This is a genomic window from Clostridium puniceum (assembly GCF_002006345.1).
GTDB classification, from domain to species: domain Bacteria; phylum Bacillota; class Clostridia; order Clostridiales; family Clostridiaceae; genus Clostridium; species Clostridium puniceum.
Genome location: NZ_LZZM01000199.1, coordinates 1 through 19942, shown reverse-complemented (window position 1 = coordinate 19942; position 19942 = coordinate 1). Strand labels below are relative to the sequence as shown.

17 protein-coding genes and 1 riboswitch are annotated in these 19942 nt (G+C 27.7%); of the genes, 14 read left to right on the top strand and 3 right to left on the bottom strand.

The genetic code is table 11. The features are described 5' to 3' along the window. The first annotated feature begins 20 nt into the window (after positions 1-20). Both CLPUN_RS19415 and CLPUN_RS19410 read left to right on the top strand, forming a co-directional pair. On the top strand, positions 21-752 hold the full coding sequence (locus CLPUN_RS19415; protein WP_077848887.1) for a phosphatase: 732 nt from the start codon (positions 21-23) through the stop codon (positions 750-752). A 285-nt stretch (positions 753-1037) separates the two neighbouring features. Further along, positions 1038-1136: riboswitch (glycine riboswitch) on the top strand. Positions 1137-1834: 698 nt separating this feature from the next. Next, positions 1835-3217, top strand: coding sequence for an amino acid permease (locus tag CLPUN_RS19410; protein WP_077848886.1), 1383 nt, complete (start codon positions 1835-1837; stop codon positions 3215-3217). 301 nt (positions 3218-3518) lie between these two features. Here CLPUN_RS19410 and CLPUN_RS19405 read toward each other — a convergent pair whose 3' ends face one another. Then, positions 3519-3791 (bottom strand): acylphosphatase, encoded by a 273-nt coding sequence (locus tag CLPUN_RS19405; RefSeq protein ID WP_077848885.1) that lies wholly within the window; start codon positions 3789-3791, stop codon positions 3519-3521. Between the two features lie 178 nt (positions 3792-3969). Between CLPUN_RS19405 and ndk the strand changes: the two genes are divergently transcribed. Together ndk and CLPUN_RS19395 are read left to right on the top strand one after the other, a co-directional pair. Continuing rightward, positions 3970-4383, top strand: a complete 414-nt coding sequence (gene ndk / locus CLPUN_RS19400; RefSeq protein WP_077848884.1) for a nucleoside-diphosphate kinase — start codon at positions 3970-3972, stop codon at positions 4381-4383. Between the two features lie 279 nt (positions 4384-4662). Next, entirely contained in the window at positions 4663-5520 is an 858-nt protein-coding gene (locus CLPUN_RS19395) for a peptidase propeptide domain-containing protein (RefSeq protein WP_077848883.1), read from the top strand. 161 nt (positions 5521-5681) lie between these two features. Here the strand turns inward: CLPUN_RS19395 and CLPUN_RS19390 are convergent, their stop codons facing one another. Both CLPUN_RS19390 and hpt read right to left on the bottom strand, forming a co-directional pair. Further along, positions 5682-8222, bottom strand: a complete 2541-nt coding sequence (locus tag CLPUN_RS19390) for a transglycosylase domain-containing protein (RefSeq protein WP_077848882.1) — start codon at positions 8220-8222, stop codon at positions 5682-5684. Positions 8223-8702: 480 nt separating this feature from the next. Continuing rightward, the gene (gene hpt, locus CLPUN_RS19385; protein WP_077848881.1) at positions 8703-9224 is read right to left on the bottom strand and encodes a hypoxanthine phosphoribosyltransferase; all 522 of its coding nucleotides are present in this window, start codon (positions 9222-9224) and stop codon (positions 8703-8705) included. A gap of 259 nt (positions 9225-9483) precedes the next feature. On the opposite strand from hpt, the gene hflX reads away from it, so the two are divergent. The 10 genes from hflX to CLPUN_RS19330 all read left to right on the top strand — a co-directional run. Beyond that, positions 9484-11274, top strand: a complete 1791-nt coding sequence (gene hflX, locus CLPUN_RS19380; RefSeq protein WP_077848880.1) for a GTPase HflX — start codon at positions 9484-9486, stop codon at positions 11272-11274. A gap of 55 nt (positions 11275-11329) precedes the next feature. Beyond that, on the top strand, positions 11330-12028 hold the full coding sequence (locus tag CLPUN_RS19375; protein ID WP_077848879.1) for a hypothetical protein: 699 nt from the start codon (positions 11330-11332) through the stop codon (positions 12026-12028). A 208-nt stretch (positions 12029-12236) separates the two neighbouring features. Beyond that, positions 12237-13142: a nucleotidyltransferase domain-containing protein gene (locus CLPUN_RS19370; RefSeq protein ID WP_077848878.1), complete on the top strand. Its 906-nt coding sequence runs from the start codon at positions 12237-12239 to the stop codon at positions 13140-13142. Between the two features lie 119 nt (positions 13143-13261). Further along, the gene (locus CLPUN_RS19365; protein WP_077848877.1) at positions 13262-14707 is read left to right on the top strand and encodes an aminotransferase-like domain-containing protein; all 1446 of its coding nucleotides are present in this window, start codon (positions 13262-13264) and stop codon (positions 14705-14707) included. Positions 14708-14817: 110 nt separating this feature from the next. Beyond that, on the top strand, positions 14818-15465 hold the full coding sequence (locus CLPUN_RS19360) for a YigZ family protein (protein WP_077848876.1): 648 nt from the start codon (positions 14818-14820) through the stop codon (positions 15463-15465). Positions 15466-15733: 268 nt separating this feature from the next. After that, on the top strand, positions 15734-16474 hold the full coding sequence (locus CLPUN_RS19355; protein WP_077848875.1) for a YebC/PmpR family DNA-binding transcriptional regulator: 741 nt from the start codon (positions 15734-15736) through the stop codon (positions 16472-16474). Between the two features lie 156 nt (positions 16475-16630). Then, the gene (locus CLPUN_RS19350) at positions 16631-17554 is read left to right on the top strand and encodes a tyrosine-type recombinase/integrase (protein ID WP_077848874.1); all 924 of its coding nucleotides are present in this window, start codon (positions 16631-16633) and stop codon (positions 17552-17554) included. 9 nt (positions 17555-17563) lie between these two features. After that, positions 17564-17800 (top strand): hypothetical protein, encoded by a 237-nt coding sequence (locus tag CLPUN_RS19345; RefSeq protein ID WP_077848873.1) that lies wholly within the window; start codon positions 17564-17566, stop codon positions 17798-17800. 1463 nt (positions 17801-19263) lie between these two features. Further along, positions 19264-19539 carry a transposase zinc-binding domain-containing protein gene (locus CLPUN_RS19335; protein ID WP_077848871.1) on the top strand — a complete coding sequence of 92 codons (276 nt, stop codon included), beginning with the start codon at positions 19264-19266 and terminating at the stop codon, positions 19537-19539. Between the two features lie 3 nt (positions 19540-19542). After that, positions 19543-19942, top strand: a 400-nt coding sequence (locus CLPUN_RS19330; protein ID WP_143329086.1) for a transposase, incomplete at its 3' end; no start/stop codon positions are given.

Sequence of the window (19942 nt, the reverse complement as noted above, 5' to 3'; positions counted from 1 at the left end):
TAATGAAAAAGGGTGATTTAATGAAATATGCATTAGATGTACATACTCATACTATAGCTAGTGGGCATGCTTATTCAACTTTAATGGAAAATGCGAAGGCTGCATCTGAAAAGGGAATAAAGGTGCTTGGAACTACAGAACATGGAATTAGTATGCCACATTCTCCACATATTTGGTATTTTCATAATTATAAAGTTTTACCAAGAGAAATGTATGGAGTTACTATGCTTTATGGAACAGAAGCTAATATAATTGATTATGATGGAAATTTAGATATGGATGATATTACAATAGAGAAAATGGATATTGTAATTGGAAGCATACATGATGAAGTTTATAAAGTAGGTAATACAGAAGAAAACACAAGAGCTTTTATTAATGTAATAAAAAGTGGGAATGTGGATATTATAGGGCATCTTGGAAATCCACAAGTTCCAGTTGATTTCGAAAAGATAGTCAAATGTGCTGTTGAAAATGATGTATTAATAGAAATTAATAATAGTTCATTTACAACATCAAGAATAGGAAGCTTAAGCAATTGTACTGAAATTGCATTATTGTGCAAGAAATATGAAGGTAAATTAATAATGAATAGTGATGCACATTTTTGCACATTAATAGGAGAATTTTCGAAAGCCATTGATATGTTAGAATCTATAGATTTTCCAGAAGAACTTATAATAAATAACAATCCAAATGAATTGTTAATAAGATTAAAGAAAAAAGGGAAATTGCAAGATTTAGATTTTTGATGAGTAAGAGATTAATTAAATATGTTCGTATTTTTATTATAGAAGGTGCAAGAAAACGTACTTTCTATTTTTTAAAACAAAAAATCAGCATAAGTTAAAATGTAATATTTTTATTAAAATATAAAAAATAATCGAAATATATTATAAAAACGATTAAAAATATACAAAAAAATTAAGAAAAAGTTTAATAATTATTGGTAAAAAATAAAAAATACTTGCATAAACTAACAAATCCTTATATAATTTAAGTCATAAAATAAAGTTAAAATTTAATAGAACGTTCGGATGAAGGCAGTGGGAGAGTTGTTATTATAAATTTAGATAAAGTTATAATAATGCACCGAAGAGAGAAATATTTCAGGTAAATGGGACCGTTGCTGGACGAGCCTCTGGAGAGACTCATTTTGTAATGAGCACCGAAGGAGCAAGGCGATTTCAATTAACAATCTACAATTAATAATTGAGAAATAAGAGTATAAAGAAAGTTTGAATAACAAAATCATAGATTTTATTATTACTTTCTATAGGATTTCTAATGAAATATAATTAAGAAATGTCTATAACACCCTCAATTGTAATTTGTGAATTGATTTGCTGAAACTCTCAGGTAAAAGGACAGGGGAAGGAACTTATCAGTTAACAGGTAACATTTAATAATTAACAATTGGGGAGGAAATTCAAAAGGAATTTCTAAAAATATAATAAGAAATCACAGAGTGATTTTAGCCTTAGTTGTTAATTTTTAGTTGTTAATTGTCAATTCAATAGTTCGTATTCTCCTCCATAATAAAAATTAGGGGGATTTTTTTATGTTATTATAAAATTTATTATTATTAGCATCAATATTTCAAGATATATTAAAGAAATTTAGCATTATTATTTAAGGATTATCCTTATTAATTTCTATGGGAATTGGTATATACCTAGCAATTTGTCTTAAATTACTTTAAGTATATAGGTTGCCACTTGCTCTAAAATTTCTTTTTGAGATTATTTAAATGGAAAGTTCTATATAAATATCCAAATAATAACTCCACGAAATTGTAATCATAGTAATACAGATTGAGAAAGGCGGAATATATATGTCAGAAAATCAAAATTTATCAAGAGGGCTGAAAAATCGGCATGTTCAATTACTTGCAATTGGAGGTGCAATTGGTACTGGATTATTCCTTGGTTCAGGAAGGTCTATTCACTTGGCTGGACCATCTATTTTATTTGCTTATATGATAACGGGGGTAATTTGCTTTTTTGTTATGCGTGCACTTGGTGAATTATTACTTTCTAATTTAAATTACCATTCATTTGTAGATTTTGTATATGATTATTTAGGAGAAAGAGCAGCCTTTATTACTGGATGGACATACTGGTTCTGCTGGATTTCACTTGCGATGGCTGACGTAACTGCTGCCGGACTTTATATACAGTACTGGTTTCCCAATATAGCTCAATGGGTTCCGAGTCTTATAGTTCTAGTTATTCTATTAATTATGAACCTTACTGCAGTAAAGTTGTTTGGTGAAATGGAATTCTGGTTTGCTTTAATTAAGGTTGTTGCAATTTTAGCACTAATTATAATTGGTACATTCATGATTATTAAAGGATTTTCTACAGATGCTGGTGTATCAAGCTTTGCAAACCTTTGGAGTTATGGAGGCTTGTTTCCTAATGGTGTAAGTGGTTTTATACTTTCATTCCAAATGGTCGTATTCGCTTTTACTGGAATAGAATTAGTTGGTTTAACAGCTGGAGAAACTGAAGATCCAGAACGTGTTATTCCAAAGGCTATTAATAACATTCCAATTAGAATTATTATTTTTTATGTTGGAGCACTTTTAGTTATTATGAGCATATACCCATGGAATTCAATTAATCCAGAAAAAAGCCCATTTGTGCAAGTATTCGCAGCAGTGGGAATTGCAGCAGCAGCAAGCATTGTAAACTTTGTTGTCCTAACATCAGCTGCATCTGCTTGTAATAGTGGTATCTTCAGTACAAGTCGTATGGTTTACTCCCTTGCTAAAGAAAATAATGCACCTGAGTCAATGAAAAAATTAACGTCTAATCAAGTACCTGCTAATGCGTCAATGTTCTCGGCAGCTGTCATCGTGATTTCAGTTATTTTAAACTACATTATGCCAGAAGGGGTATTTGTACTTATTACAAGTATATCGACATTCTGCTTTATCTTTATTTGGGCAATTATAGTCGTATGCCATCTAAAATATAGCAAAACTAATCCTGAACTTGCGGCTAAAAGCAAATTCAAGATGCCACTTTATCCAATCATAAACTATGTAATTCTAGCATTTTTTGCTTTTGTTATAGTTACATTGGCACTTAATAATGAAACTCGTATAGCCTTATTTGTAACACCTGCATGGTTTATAATGCTTGGAATTATTTACAATATGGTTAAATCAAAAAAGAAAAATGAAGAAGTTGTAAAAAGAAATATAGCATAGGATAATACTAAAATGGGTTTAAATTTTAACAGTTGTTGAATACTATTTTTTATATTAAATTTATTGAAATGCTAAAGTCAAGAATCTCTGTACAACTAGCAATGTCATTAAGTTAATTTGTAATAATATTATTCCAAATTAACTTTTTCTTTGATTAAAAATAGTGGCAATATATATAATTATAGTTCTAAATTTATAAATCAATTTTGGGTATAAGAAATTATATTTAGTAAACAATTGTGTATTTAAAAATTTTTATTTTTGAATAATATTATATTTGCTTTGCTTAATTTTTTACTGATTAATATTTGATTGAAAATTTCTTTTCGTCATTTATTACAGGAATATTAACTAATTCCATATTACTAACCCGGCAAAAAGTATTTCCTTGTTTTATTTTAGCAATAAATAAATGAACATATTGTTCGCTGCCTTGAACTTCTATTTGTACTTTGCCATTCATAAGGTTTTCACACCAACCAGTTAAATTTAATGTATTAGCTGCAATTTGAGTAAAATAACGAAAGCCAACACCTTGTACTCTACCATCTACGTTTATTAAATATCTAACCATTTTATCCTCCTGCTTATTAAAACTACAAGTTTTGAGTTCGATTTATAGAAATTATATCATAATATAATAAAGATAGAATAAAATTATAAAACTATTTATAATTTTCAGAAATTTTAGTATAATATTCTTATAGAGGGTAATAATATCAAATAATTTACATAATAGGGAGGGCTTAAAAATGATTGAAAAGAGCGTGGTATTAATTAAACCAGATGGAGTTGAAAGAAATATAATAGGAAATATAATAAGCTGCTATGAAGCTAATGGACTTAAAGTAGCAGAATTAAAACTTATGAAAGCAACAAGAGAAATTGCAGAAAAGCATTACTGTCAGCATAAAGGTAAAGATTTTTATGAAGAACTTATAACTTTTATAACAAGAAGTCCATTATGTGCAATAATTCTAAAGGGTGAAGATGCAGTAGCAAGAATAAGAAAAATTAATGGAGCAACGAGCCCAACAGATGCAGAAGAAGGATCTATAAGACATAGATATGCTAGAAGTAAAACAGAAAATTGTGTTCATGCATCAGATACTGTGGAAAGTGCAAAAGAAGAAATTGCACTTTGGTTTCCAGAATTAAATAACTAAAAATAAATTCAAATATATCTTGATAACTTGAATTTATTAAAAAGGCTTATCTTCAAAATAATATTTGATGATAGGCCTTTTATGTTTAAATATTATTTTTATATCAATGAAGATTTATAAATAATATATTACTAAAATAGTATATATTAAAATAAATTCCATTACAGTATATAGTAATTTAATTATGCAATTTTTAATATCAATGAGAAATTGTGAAAGATAAAAAATAGAAAATATGATATAATAAAAATAAACTTATAATAAGATGGGAGGTTATTGATGATATTAAAAAGAGCTAGTATTGTAGGTGGAATAGTTTTAGTTTCTCTTCTTATAATCATAGCTATAATACTATATAATTTTATTGGACCAGGTGCAAAGGAAATTAAATCATCTAAAGAGTTTATAGCTAAATTATATTCAATTGATGCAGTAAATACAGAACAAAAATTAGATACTATAAAATATGAAAGAATTAAAACTTTAAATAGTCAAAGTGAATTGGTTCATAGAAGCATATCAACTCAAAATTTTGGAATAGATTTAGATAAAGATAATAATGTAATAGGATTTGCTAAAAAGGAAATTTCAATCAATATTACAAAAGTTAGTTTACAAGATGCAAAAATATTAGCAGAAAAATACTTACAGAATATTTATAATGGGGATGTAGTAATAAAGACAATTAATACTAATGAGAATTCTAAATATTTACCATACTATTCGCTTATATATACTAAACAAAAAAATGGATATCCATTTTATTTTGATGAGATAAAGTTAAATATTAATAAAGAAAACGGTTTTTTAGATGGATATTCAAATTCAACAATGCAAAAAGAATGTAAGGAACCTGTAATAAATGTTTCTAAACAAGAAGCTAAGAATATGGCTTTAGAAGCTTTTGAAAAGTATAACAAAGAAGGTGTTGTTAGAAATGAAATAGACTTGGTTTATGCAGATAATAAGATAGATAAAGAAACAAGTCAAATTTATGAGGTTTGTTACACTGTAATTATAGATGGTAAAAATGAAAAAGATGTTAATGTTAGTTGGAAAATTTTTATTAGTGCTGAAAATGGTAAAGTATTAAATATATTAAAAGATGGTGCTGAAAAAGAGGTTAAGACTAATTAGGATGTTGTAAAAAATTTATAAATTTCTAAGAAAACCATGCATATCGAGAGAAGTTTACATTTTATTTCTCTGTTTATGCATGGTTTTTGATTTTACACAAAATTTTCTGATTGTAAATATCTTAATAAATAATTAAATTACAAAAAATATATATAATTGGATTAATTAGTAGGAGTTATAAATGGTGACTCAGTATTAGTGCTAGCACCAGGTCCTACAGGGTTATGTTTAGTCTTTTTATTGTTATTAGCATTAGCAGTAGTATCACTATTACCATTAATGTTTTCTTCAGTTGAATTTGTAATAGGAGGAGGAGTTAAAGGTGGCTCAGTTGTAGTTGCCTCTCCACTATTATCAGTTGGCGGTTGGGTTGTAGTATCATAAGTTGTTGGTAAAACATATGGATAATCTGCTGTAGCTGAATTTGGATGATCTTTTTTTATAAAAATTCCACTTTTAGTTAATAAAGAAGGAATTTCAGAATTAACAAGCTTATTTGTGAATCTATTTACATTTGCAGTAACATGAGTTGTACAAGTTGTTGTTGGTTCTGTTCCCTCAATAAATAATTCTTCAATAACTCTACTTCCTCTAGGATCTTGACTACATAATGCACTAGGAAGTAACCCTGAATCCTTGCAGACGTTAACCTTAACTATACCACTAGGAGCTTCAATTTCTTTTACAGTTAAGCCTTCGTGAGCCTTTGCCATTAATTTTCCCCAAAGACTAGCACAGCCGCTTGAACTACCAATAAGCTTATCTGGTTTATCATATCCAATCCAAACTGAACCAGATAAATAGGGAGAAAGTCCTGCAAACCATAAATCTGTAGAATTTGTAGTAGTACCAGTTTTACCTGAAACAGGCATGCTGTTCCATCTTGCTCCAGTAGCATTGTATTCATTTACTGGACCTTTTAACATATCATATAAGATATAAGCAGATTGTGGTGAAAATACTTTGCTTTGCTTTGGTTCAGTATTGCTAAGTAATGTTTTACCTGTTGCATCAACAACTTTAGTATATAATACAGGTTTTGTATACATACCATCATTACCAAAAGTACCAAAGGCGGCAGCTAAAACAAAGGTATTACCACCATCTCTATCACTAGGCGAATTATTAACTTGACCTAATGCAAGGGCTGCAATTGATGTTTTTGAGGCAGAATTATATTTTAAACCTAATTTTTCTCCGTATGATATACCAGTTTTCAATCCGATTTTATGTTCTGTCAAAACTGCACCAGTATTTTTAGAATGAGTAAGAGCTTCTCTTGATGTAATAAGTCCTGAGTACTCATTAGGAGAATTTAAAGGGTTATAAGGTCCATCAGATGTAGGATATTTTTTCCCAATTTCTTCTGGAATTGGTGCATCATCTATAGGTGTAGCAGCTGTTATGATTTTTTGATCAATACCAGGTCCATACACAGTTAATGGTTTTGTAGTAGAACCAATAGGTCTTAAATCATTATATGCTCTATTAATTGACTGTGGCTGTTGTTTACCACGTCCACCAACCATTGCAAGAACATGACCTGTTCTATAATCCATAATAGTAGCAGATGATTGTAATAAAGGAACACCATCTTTATCAAATTTTTCTTTATTACTAATTTGTAGATTACGATAATCATCTAAAGTAGCTTGAGTAAAATCTTGAAGATCTTTATTCATTGTCGTATAAATCTTAAGTCCACCATTTACCATTAATTTTGATGCTTGCTCGTCAGTATAGTTATATTTTTCTTTTAAATCTTCTTTCACTTGAGATACAGTTGGGTATACAAACCACTCATAGTTTAACCTATAATCTTTTTTACTTGATTTAAATACTAAACCGCCATTCTTTACATCGGAAACTGCTTTGTTATATTCAGCATCAGTTATATATTGCAAATTATGCATCATGTTTAAAACAGTAAGAGTTCTGTTAATGTATGGAGTTGGATCTTTAACATTATTTTCATTATACGCACTATATGTAGTTGGAGCTTGAGTTATACCAGCAAGATATGCACATTCTATTAATGATAAATCAGAAGTGCTTTTGCTGAAATATAATAACGAAGCAGCTTCTACTCCGTATACATGGCCACCTAATGGTATTGTATTTAAATATGCTGTTAGTATTTGATCTTTTGTTAATTTTTCTTCTAAATTCATTGCCAAATAAGCTTCTTTAATTTTTCTTTCAATAGAAAAATCATTAGTTAGGATTGTATTTTTTAGTAATTGTTGAGTTAATGTAGAAGCTCCATGCAATCCTTTTTGATTTGTTAGTATTTTTTTTGCATCCAAAAAGGCAGCACCAAGAATTCTTTGAATGTCTATTCCATTGTGCTTATAGAATCTCTCATCTTCTATAGATACAAAAGCATTTTTTAAGTTAGTAGGTATTTTTTTAGAATCTATAACATACCGTTCCTCATCTGTATGAAGATTATCCATAAATGTTCCACTGCTGTCATATAAGCTTGAAGGTTGATTTAATGATAATACATCATTAACATTTAGAGGAGGTGTAGCTTTTATAATAGCAAAGGTATAACCAAATCCTACCACTAAAACTGCTAAAAAACAAAATAGAAATCCAAAACATATGCCCTTTAATACTTTTCTTGATTTCTTTCGTTTACGTGGCTTTTTATTTCGCGGAATACTATCTGCTTTTTTTGCATTATTGTTAACTGCCATTTTATCCTCCTAAATATATAAGGTGTATCCAATAGTCCACATTCGTAATATTAATACTTCTTTGAAATCATATATAACGACTGCATGCTTATGGATAGGGTATTTTAAGCTTCAAGTGGAAAAAGTTATTATAAAAAACTTTACTTGATGCTAAAAATAACTTTTTAAAATTAATAATAGTTTATATTATTATAGCATAATTATAGTATGAGTAAATCAATAACTCAATATAAAGGTGCTGATAATGCAATATTATGGAAGAATAAAAAGCGGCAATATATTTAATTTACAGATAATATTCATATTGATGATTGTCACTTTAAATGGAATAATGTTTTTTTATAAAAAATTATAGAAGCAATAATAGAAAAGAAGATAATAATGGAGAACTCTTAAATATTAAATTATAATAAAAAAGAAACCAAAATATGGTTTCTTTATAATGATGTCAAAGTTTCAACAGTCTCAAATCTTTAATTTTTATTCCCAATTAAATACATAAGGTACATTTCTGTAAAAATCACCGTAATTTAATCCATATCCAACTACAAATAAATCTTCAATTTCAAAGCAGCAATAATCTGGAACTATTTCTACTTTTCTTCTAGAAGGTTTATCAAGAAGAACACAAGTATTAACAGATGCAGGATTTAAATTTTTTATGTAATTAACAACAAAATCCATTGTTATACCAGTATCAACAATATCATCAACTATAAGAACGTCCCATCCTTCAATATTATCAGAAATATCACTAACTACTTTAACACTTCCAGAAGAGGTTTCGCTATGTTCATAACTTGATGTAGTCATAAAACCTATCTTTGTATTTAAGTCTATAGCTCTAACTAAATCAGCAGCATATACAAAACTTCCACGAAGTAAAGATAAAACATAAAGTTTTTTATCTTTATAATCTTTAGTAATAATTTCACCAAGTTCCTTTATCCTAGAATTTATTTGTTCTTCTGAAAAAAGAATGTTACGTTTTTTATCATCCATATTTCTAAAACTCCTTTATATTTATTTAGACAATTAAAAATGTATAATTGACAATGATAGATAAATTTATAGGCATAGAAATTCAAAAGGAAAAGTGAATGTCTAAATAAATATTTTGAAACATGAACTTTCTTTGTGAGATTTCATACTTAACTACATATTGTCAATTGTGCATTGGAAATTGTATAAGTTGTAATTAATGAATTAATAGTATAAAATTATATGAAAGTTGTCAAGATAACTTAAGCGAGGTGTTTATATGATATATGGAAATATTGAAGGAATTAGAAAATCTATAATAGATGAATTAGAGAGTATTTATTCAATTAAAAATTTAAAAGATGAAGTTTGTGATTTAGAAATTTTAAATATAATTTCTAGAGTTTCTAGCTTTATCGAAAGAGAAGTAAGTGTAGGAATAAATAGAAAGGGAACTGTTACATCTGTTGCAATTGGTGATTCTACATCAGTTGAAGTTCCACTAATAGATATAGAAGAAAAAAGATTATCAGGAGTCAGAGTAATTCATACTCATCCAAATGGTTATTGTAATCTTTCAGCTTTAGATTTAACAGCACTTTTAAAATTAAAATTAGATGCAATTGTATCAGTAGCAATAGTGGAGGGAAAGATAATAGATTTTTCGCTAGGAATGCTTACATTATATAATAATAAATTAGAATTTGAAGAGAAAAAGAATCTTTCATTAGAAGAAATAACATCTATACATATATTAGACAAAATAAGATTTGTGGAAAATTTAATTAAAACTAACGATGTTATAGAGGATATGCAAGAAAAAACAATATTAGTTGGAGCAGACACTAAAGAAAGTCTAGAAGAATTAAAGGAACTTGCAGAAGCATGCAATGTACCTGTTTTAGAAACAGTATTCCAAAGTAGAAATAAAATTGATGCGGCTTTTTTTATAGGAAGAGGTAAAGTTTTAGAAATTGCATCTATGAGGCAAGTAGAGAGAGCTAATGTAATAATATTCGATGATGAACTTTCAGGCTCTCAAGTTAGAAATTTAGAATCGGCAATAGGTGCCAAAGTAATTGATAGAACCACATTAATATTAGAAATATTTGCAACTAGAGCAAAAACGAAAGAAGCTAAGATACAGGTAGAATTAGCACAGCTTAAATATAGGTTGACTAGATTACAAGGATTAGGAACTGTATTATCTAGAACTGGAGGAGGAATAGGAACCAGAGGCCCGGGGGAAAAGAAACTAGAAACAGATAGAAGACATATAATGGAAACTATATACGACCTGAAAAATGAACTTAAAAAGATTAAAAAGACTAGAGAAGTTCAAAGAGAAAAGAGAAATAAAGAAAATATACCTAAAGTATCTTTAGTTGGGTATACAAATGCAGGTAAATCTACATTGAGAAATACACTTTGTGATTTAGCGTCTAAAAAAGATAATCAAACAAAAGAAAAGGTATTTGAAGCAGATATGCTTTTTGCAACTTTAGATACGACAACAAGAGCAATAACTTTAAAAAATAAGGGAGTAATAACCCTTACAGATACAGTTGGATTTGTAAGGAAACTGCCGCACGATTTAGTGGAAGCATTTAAATCAACTTTAGAAGAAGTGATATTTTCAGATCTTTTGTGTCATGTTATAGACACATCTTCAGATACTGCAGTAGAACAGTATATTGCTGTAAATGAAGTTTTAAACGAACTTGGTGCAGCTGATAAAGAAATGATATTAGTTTTAAATAAAATAGATAAAGCAACAGAAGAACAAATAGCAATTATAAAAGAAGCCATAGGTGATAAGGAATTAATAGAAATATCAGCTAAGGAAGGAACTAATTTAGAAGAATTTTTAGGTTTAATTGAAGAAAAATTGCCATATAATTATAGAAAAGTAGGATATTTAATACCTTATGAAAAAGGTGATATACAATCCTTCTTACATAGAAATGCTAGGATTATAGAAGAAGAATATAGAGATAATGGTACTTATATGGTGGCTGAGGTTGATGATGAGGTATATAACAAGACTAGAGAATATGTCATCGAAGAATAATTAAAGATTTTAAATAATATATTAAATATGAGCATTGATTAAGGATTGTGTAAATATGGCACATAGAAAGTCTAAAAGTAGTCATAAAAAGCATAAATCAAAGAAGCATAGAGAGAAAAAAAATGCAGCTGAGATATATACAATAGAAGAAGAAAATACGCAAAAAGTAGGAGAGGAAGTTTATATTGAAAATATAATGCAGGATGATTTAGAATCCAATGTTAGTGATATACATACTGATGAAAGTGGAGCTCAAGCTTCATCAGATAAAGGATCAGAAACTAATCCTACAGAAACTTCTACAGATAGTACCGCTAATACTAATGGTAATACTAGCACTGATTTCAATGATTTTTGTGAAGAAATAAAAACAAACCAACAAGAGATTTTCAATAAACTTAAAAATCTAAGTGAATCACTTATAGCTATAACCTTAATTAGAGATAATGTTAATTCTATTAGAGTTGATAATTTAACAGAATTATATTTTACAAGACAAGTAAGACCACTTTTAGATGCTTTAAATATAATTTCTTTTGCATCTACAAACATGTCCGCTACTGCAACAGCTTTTCAAACTAATGCTTTTGGAGATAGAAAAGAAATTAAAGAAGCATTAAAATTAAGTTATAAAATGAATGGAGAAATTGATGATATTATAAATTCTTTAGGGAGAAGGTTAACAATTTTTCTTAAGCAAATAGATAATATTGATAAAAACTGTCCACCATTCAATTCAAGGAAAGATTCTTAGATTTAATGATTTAAGAATCTTTTTGATATTTAAAAGATAATATATACTGCTAAAAATAATCTGAATTAAAATTAGTTATTGAAACTTAATTTGGTAAATAATTAAAATTACAACATATACAAATAAAAAAAGACATTAACTTTAAATAAAGATTTCTATAAGTTATAATGTTAATGGGTTTTATTTAGACAAAGAAGGTGAAGATTAGATGTCAAAATCTATAGTGGATTATCAAAGATCCTCTGAGCAGTTAATTAATGTACTAAAGGTCAATAAGAAAGTGCTAGCTATATTTGCATTTGGAAGCATAATTAGCGGAGATCTTTGGGAAGAATCTGACATAGACTTATTTATTGTATATAAAGATATATTTGAGGATGTTAGAGACATATATTCAGAAATATTAGATATACCAGTACATATGAAAGTGTTAAATAAGGGGAAATTTTTAGAATTATATAAAAGTGATGGTAAGAAGGGGAGTATAAGAAATTTACTTGTATCCTCAAAAATAATATTTTCAAGAGATGAAGAAATTGAAAGTGTTTTTAATAAAGCTAAATATAGCTTAGATAAATATAAGGAAAATTGGAATTTGTTATATTTGGGAAACATTATAAAAGATTTAAGAGTGACTAAAAAGTATTTACAAAATGATAGTGTCTTTACATCTTATGAAGTGTTAATAAGAGTATTAGATAGTTTTGCAAAGTTGTATTTGAACTTAAATGGTTATACTGTAAGTAAAGATGCTGTAAAAATGGTTACAAATCTGAATAATAATTTTGGCATAATAGTTGAAAATTTGTTTAATAATAAGTGTACAAATGAAAATATAAAAAATACTGTAGATTACGTAGAAAATTTTTTAGATGATAATATAAACCAAGCAGCCAAATTGTTATTGGATTATTTATATGAAAAAAACACTGCTTTAAGTTCATATGAAATAAGAAATAGTGAAGCGTTTAAAGAATTTGATATAAAAATAGAAGATATACTCAAAGAATTATATAAGAGAAAACTAGTGATAAAAGATACCAAGAGTTTAGAATTATCATCTAATGAAAAATTAATAAGTGAGAATGTATATTCATATAAGGTTTATAATTAATTTACAAGTGACAATTAAAGAATAAAGACTATGAGTTTTAAAACTATATTAATAAAAATTTCGTGAAAGTTTTATGGTAAATTATGTATTATACATTGTCAATTGGGATGGGGGATTTTATGGATATTTACAAAGATTTTGAATTTAAAGACGAGGAAATACCTAAATATGTTCAAATAGCTAATTTTATAAAGCTTTTAATTGATAAAAGGAAAATAAAAGAAGGTGATAAACTTCCAGCAATAAGGCAATTGTCAAAAAAGCTAGGGGTAAATAATGTCACCATAGTTAGTGCTTATAATAAGCTTAAAGCAGAAGGTTATGCATATCAAAAGGTTGGCAGTGGAAGTTATGCTAAGAGAAAAGAAGTGGTGTCAAATTTTAGGCGTGAATATTCAAATACCTTAAAAAAGATTTCTACGGAAGATTTAACAAATATAGTTGATTTTACTGGAGAAACTTCAAAAGAAGTACTATTTCCAATAGATGATTTAAAATATATAATAAACGAAGTTTTAGAGAGGGACGGTGCAAATGCATTACTTTCGGATAATAGAAATGGATATACAAACCTTATAGATACTATAAACAAAGCGTTTTGGGATTATAAATTAAATAATGAAGATATATTGATTGTATCAGGAGCACAACAAGGAATAGATATAGCTTCAAAGGGAATATTGAATATAAATGATAACATAATAGTTGAAAAGCCAACTTATGTTGGAGCATTATCAGTTTTTAAATGGAGAAAGGTTAATGTATTTGAAGTTCCAATTGAAAATGATGGAATAAACTTGAATAAATTTGAAAAAATACTTCAAAAAAATGAAATAAGATGTTTTTATACAATGAGTTATTTTCAAAATCCAACAGGTATAAGCTACAGTATAGAAAAGAAAAAAAGAATCTTAGATCTTGCGGAAATTTATGATTTTTACATAATTGAAGATGATTATTTATCAGAACTTATATATGAAAATTCCTTAGAATATGTACCATTTAAGTGGCTAGATAAAAACGATAGAGTTATTTATATAAAAAGTTTCTCAAAAATATTTCTTCCAGGAATAAGATTAGGATACTTAGTAGCGCCATATATATTTAGGGAAACACTTCAAAATTCAAAACATAATACAGACATAACAACCTCTAGTTTAATGCAAAGAGCATTAGAATTGTATATTTCAGATAATAAATGGAGAGAAAATATAAAAAATTTAAATTGTGAATATATAAAGAGATATGCTTATATGAAAGAAATATTAGAGAAAGAATTTAAAGATATATTAACATATAAAGATCCAAAAGGTGGTTTGAGTTTTTATTTAACTTTAAGGGAAGGTTTTATTATTAATACAAAGGAGCTTTTTATACGACTTAAACAAAAAAATGTATATATCACTCCAGGAGCTATGTTTTTTACAGCAAAAGATGATGGACAAGATTCTTTTAGAATAGGTTTTTATCAAACTGATATTGAAAAAATAGAAAAAGGCATGAAAATAATTAAAGAAGAATTACTTTCTACTAAACTCAGAAATGACCAGAAGTTGAATATTTAAAGAATAAATATGATGTCAACTAAATATTATTTAATAAGACCTATTTCATAAAGTAGTAAGTTTATCATATATGCCTAAGGAAATTAAAACTGAAAAGGAGTTAAGTAAAGATGGCTTACATTACAGTAAAAAATTTTGGAGAAGATAGATTTGAAGAAAAAAAGTCAGAATTTATTGGATATGCCAGAAGAGTTGAAAATGAAGAAGAAGCTAAAGATTTTATAAATGAAATAAAAAATATGCACAAACAAGCTAGACATAATTGCTCAGCTTATATTATTGGAAGTAAGATGAATACACAAAGATATTCGGATGATGGCGAACCACAAGGAACAGCAGGAATTCCTATTCTTGAAGTAATGAAAAAGAGTGGGGTAACAGATTGTGCAGTTGTTGTGACTCGATATTTTGGAGGAATACTTCTTGGTACAGGCGGATTAACTAGGGCATATACAAAAGGAGCCAGCATAGCCATAAAAGCGGCTGGAGTTGTCGAAAAAGTTGAAGGGCTAAAATTAAGCTTTGAATTAGAATATGATTTATTTGGGAAAATTCAATATATATGTGGTCAAAATTCTTGGCATATTGAAGATACTGAATATACTGATAAAGTAATTGTCCATATATTATCTGAAAATACGATTTCGAATACAATGAAAAATGAAATTGTAGAAGCTACTAATGGAAAAGTCATAGTTAGAAAAAGTGAAGAAGGTGTTTATTTTAAAGAAGGAAACAGGCTTTATGCTAAAATATAAATAAATTATAAGCATAAAAATTAAATTCGATTGGTAATTAAAATAGTTTTTTATGTGCACTATAAAAATCTGTTTTAAGATAAAACAAAACATCTACATTGTTAACTTATGAAAAATGTGGTATAATATTTGTTGAATTTTGTGTTAGAAAACAAAATTAAATAAATTAATAAGATGATAGATTTGTAATAAAATTTGTATGGATATTTCATAACTGAATATATTTATTACAAATATGGAATTTAGATTAAAGTAAGGAGGAAAACACATGTCAGGACACTCAAAGTGGCATAACATTCAAGCAAAAAAAGGAAAGACAGATGCAAAAAGAGGTAAAATATTTACTAAGCTAGGTAAAGAAATCGTCATGGCTGTTAAAAATGGTGGAGCTAAACAAGATACAAATGCAAAATTACGCGATGTGATTGCTAAAGCAAAGGCAGAAAATATGCCTAATGATACTATATCAAAGGCAATCAAAAAAGCTTCTGGTGAATTATCAGCAGTTAACTACGAAAATATAGTTTATGAAGGTTATGGTCCTAGTGGAGTGGCAGTAATAGTAGAAACTCTTACTGATAATAAAAATAGATCAGCTGGAAATGTAAGAAGTGCCTTTACAAAAGGTGGCGGAAATATGGGAACTTCAGGATGTGTATCATTCATGTTCCAAGAAAAGGGAGAAATCATCATTGAAAAAGGTGACAAAGATGAAGATGAAATTATGATGATAGCTCTAGATTCAGGTGCAGAGGATTTTTCAGCAGATGAAGAAGAAGTATTTGTAGTAACTACAGCACCAGATGATTTTGGACAGGTGCGAGAAGCTTTAGAAGCAGAAGGAATTGAATTTATAGAAGCAGCAGTAAAAATGATACCAGATACATATACTGAAATTGATGAAGCTGATGCTAAGAAGTTCCAAAAGATGTTAGATTTACTTGAAGACGATGATGATGTTCAAAATGTTTATCATAGTGCAGAGTTCCCAGAAGGTTGGGATGAATAGGATGTAGAACCGTTGATATAACTAACATTAAGCAAATTCGAATTAATTGTAAAAATGAATATTGATTATGATATACATCATTTTTTGTAAAATACATTGATATATGTAATATTTTAGAAACCATTTTCTATCTTAATTAGATAGGAGATGGTTTTTTTGTTATTAAATAATATATTAGAAGAATTTATTTTAGAATTACAGATACAAAATTACAGTCAAAGAACAATAAAAAGTTATAAAAATAATAATTTATTAATGTTCACTTTCATAGATAAAGAGTTTAATTTGAAAGAAATTGAAAAAGTAAAACCAGTTCATATAAAAGCTTGTATAAAATTTTTACAAAGTAAAGGAAATAAAACAATTTACATCAATAGTGTAATAAAGTGTTTTAGAGCATTTTTTAAGTATGTAATTCAAGAAGACGTTATTAAAATCGATCCAATGCTTAATATAGATTGGTTAAGAGAGAAAAAAACATTAATTAATGCGTTTACAGATGATGAGGTAGAGAGAATGATGAAAGTTTATGTTGGAAGTGAATACTTGGTGATTAGAAATAAATTGATAATGGCATTTTTATTTGATACTGGTATAAGATGCTTAGAGTTATGCTCAATCAACGATGGTGATGTTAAAGAAAATAATTTACTCATAAAGAATGGGAAAGGAAATAAGCAAAGAATAGTTGCAATTAGTCCTTATGTAAAAAAACTAATTCTAAGATATGTAAAATGTAGAGATAGTAGGTTTAAAGATAGGGTTATAAATAGTGATACACCATTTTTTTTATCGTATAGGTTTAAAGCGCTAACTGTAGAAGGTTTAGAGAGAGTTATTAAAGTATGTGGTCAGAATGCTAATATTAGGAAGGATTTACGCTGTAGCCCTCATACTTGCAGGCATTTTTTTGCTCAGGCACAGCTCCGTAATGGGCTTGACGTATATTCGCTTAGTCGTTTGATGGGACATGAAAACATTTCTATAACGAAGAGATATTTACAATCTATAAATGATGGAGATATAGTGGAGATGAGTGTAAGAACTAGTCCTTTAATGAATATTAATCTAAGAAAGTAGGTGTTTAATATGAAAGTAAATATTAATAGAACCAATACAGTAAAAGGTTATGCAACAAGAGATATTACCAATATAGAAGTAGAAGAATACACAGAAATTGTTATTTGTCTTAAAATTAGATTAGAAACTTTAGAAGAAAAAAATAAAGAATATAAAAAATCTGATGATGAAAGATTAAAGAAATTTATACCTAATACAGAAAGTGAGATTAAAAAATTAACAAAGATTATAGAAATTTTGCAATAAAAAAATAGGAGGTGCTGCAACACTTCCTACCCTAAAACTGAATACTGTTTTAATTATTCTTATTGACATTCTCATATCAACCATGCGCTATTTATATTATAAATTCAAAAAAATGGGATGTCAATAGGGCTTAGTTAAAGTCGCTTAAAAATGGTGGATTTACTTGCTATGCAATGGGACAAGTATAAAACATCTCATAGGGTTTGGTCAGCCGATGCTATAAAATGACCATGCTTATATATTCTATAGTATTTTCTCTTATTGTAACTATAGCAGGGTAGTATATAAGCGTAGGAGCGTGGCATCCAATAACCTATAAAATAATAGTCATGGTGGTATTTTGGGACTCTAATGAGTCGGTAAAGCTAAGTAATTCAACATTAAGGAAAAGATATTAATGGTAAAACTTAGTGCTTAATAGCGTAATAATAAGAGTATGAAAGGGGATTCTCAGCGAATAAACCAAACAATCAATAATTATTTTACTTATGTCTACATAATTAATTTTGTGTAGATGTAGGTAAAATAATTACGTCAAAAAATAACTCGCAAATTCCCAAACAATATCACTGACGCAACACAAAGTCAAGTAGTAAACTTTAAAATATATTACTAAATTCTAAGTTATTTAGAAGTACTTAGAACAAAAGACAAGAAAGTTATAATCCAGCCTTTGGCAATATACTTGAAGTTAATAGATAATCTACACAAACAAAAAGAATGGTTCACATGCACGTATGAATCATTCTTTTTATTTATAGGGAAAAAATAAAATGTTTTAGAGATATTGAACAATAATATTATAGGATAAAAATGTAAAAAATGTCAAGGTGTAAAAACAAAAGACTATTTTATATAAATAAATCTTATAATACATTGAAACAAGAGTTGAGAGGAGATTTAGAAATAGAGAAGAATGACTAATTAGTGTTTTAGAAGTTTTGAACGATATACTGCATGCATTTTTTTATGATATGCAACAATATGCTTGTCTAAATTTTGAGAAACAATAATAACAAATTTGTTATTGGGTGAAAGAGTATTCAACATTTTATTTAGAATAGACTTTCTTAAACGTATATTATATTTTAGTCGAAAAAATTTAAAGTTATTCATAATAATGCCTCTTTTTACATAATTTACTTGGAACACATTTATAGATTATAAACTATATAGAATTATTTAGCAAAACAAAACGTAATACAAATAATATTAAAATTTTACATAAAAATACATATAGTTAAATAAAAATGAAAAAAGGATAGTCTGCTAGGGTGTAACAGACTATCCTGAATACTAGGTTAATAAATAAATTATTATTTGGGGAAATAATAATGCTTTAATTACTTTATGTTTTTATTATAAGATGAATTTGTGACAGGATTATGGCAAGTTATAAATATAATTCTCTAGGAAATTATATTGTTGGACAATCTGTGGATAATTAATAAAATATAGATATTATGATGAAAGAGAAAATAACAGTAAAAGACATATTAAATGATAACTATAATGATTTCAAAAATAAATATTGGAATAAGGTACCGAAATATATGCGAAAGCATATTGATGAAGCAGTAAGTAAGGCTTTAAAGTGTAGTGATATTAAGTATGGATTTGCAGAATATAAGTGTGAAACATGTGGAGAGAGCACAAAAGTTCCATTTACATGTAAAAGTAAATTTTGTAATAGATGTGGTAGATTATATACAATGAAATGGGCTGAAAAACAAAGATAAAACATGCTAAGAGTTGTACATCGACACAGTGTATTTACACTACCGAAGGAACTAAGAAATTATTTTTATTCTAAGAGAGAATTATTAAAGGAATTACAAGATGGAGTAAATGAGGTAATTAAGTATTGGCATAATAAAAAGAAAGGCTCTAATTATGAAGTTGGAGTAATTGCAGTAATTCATACTTTTGGTGGAGATTTAAAATGGAATCCACATGTACATGCGTTAGTAACTGAAGGTGCTGTTGATAAAAAAACAAAGTGGTGGAAGCAAGTTGAATATATTCCATATCCATATTTTAAAAAATCATGGCAAAAGGTTTTGTTAGAAATAATAAAAAAGCACTTCAATTCTTATAAGACAAGACAATTAATAAGTTATCTATACAAAAAATACCCGAAAG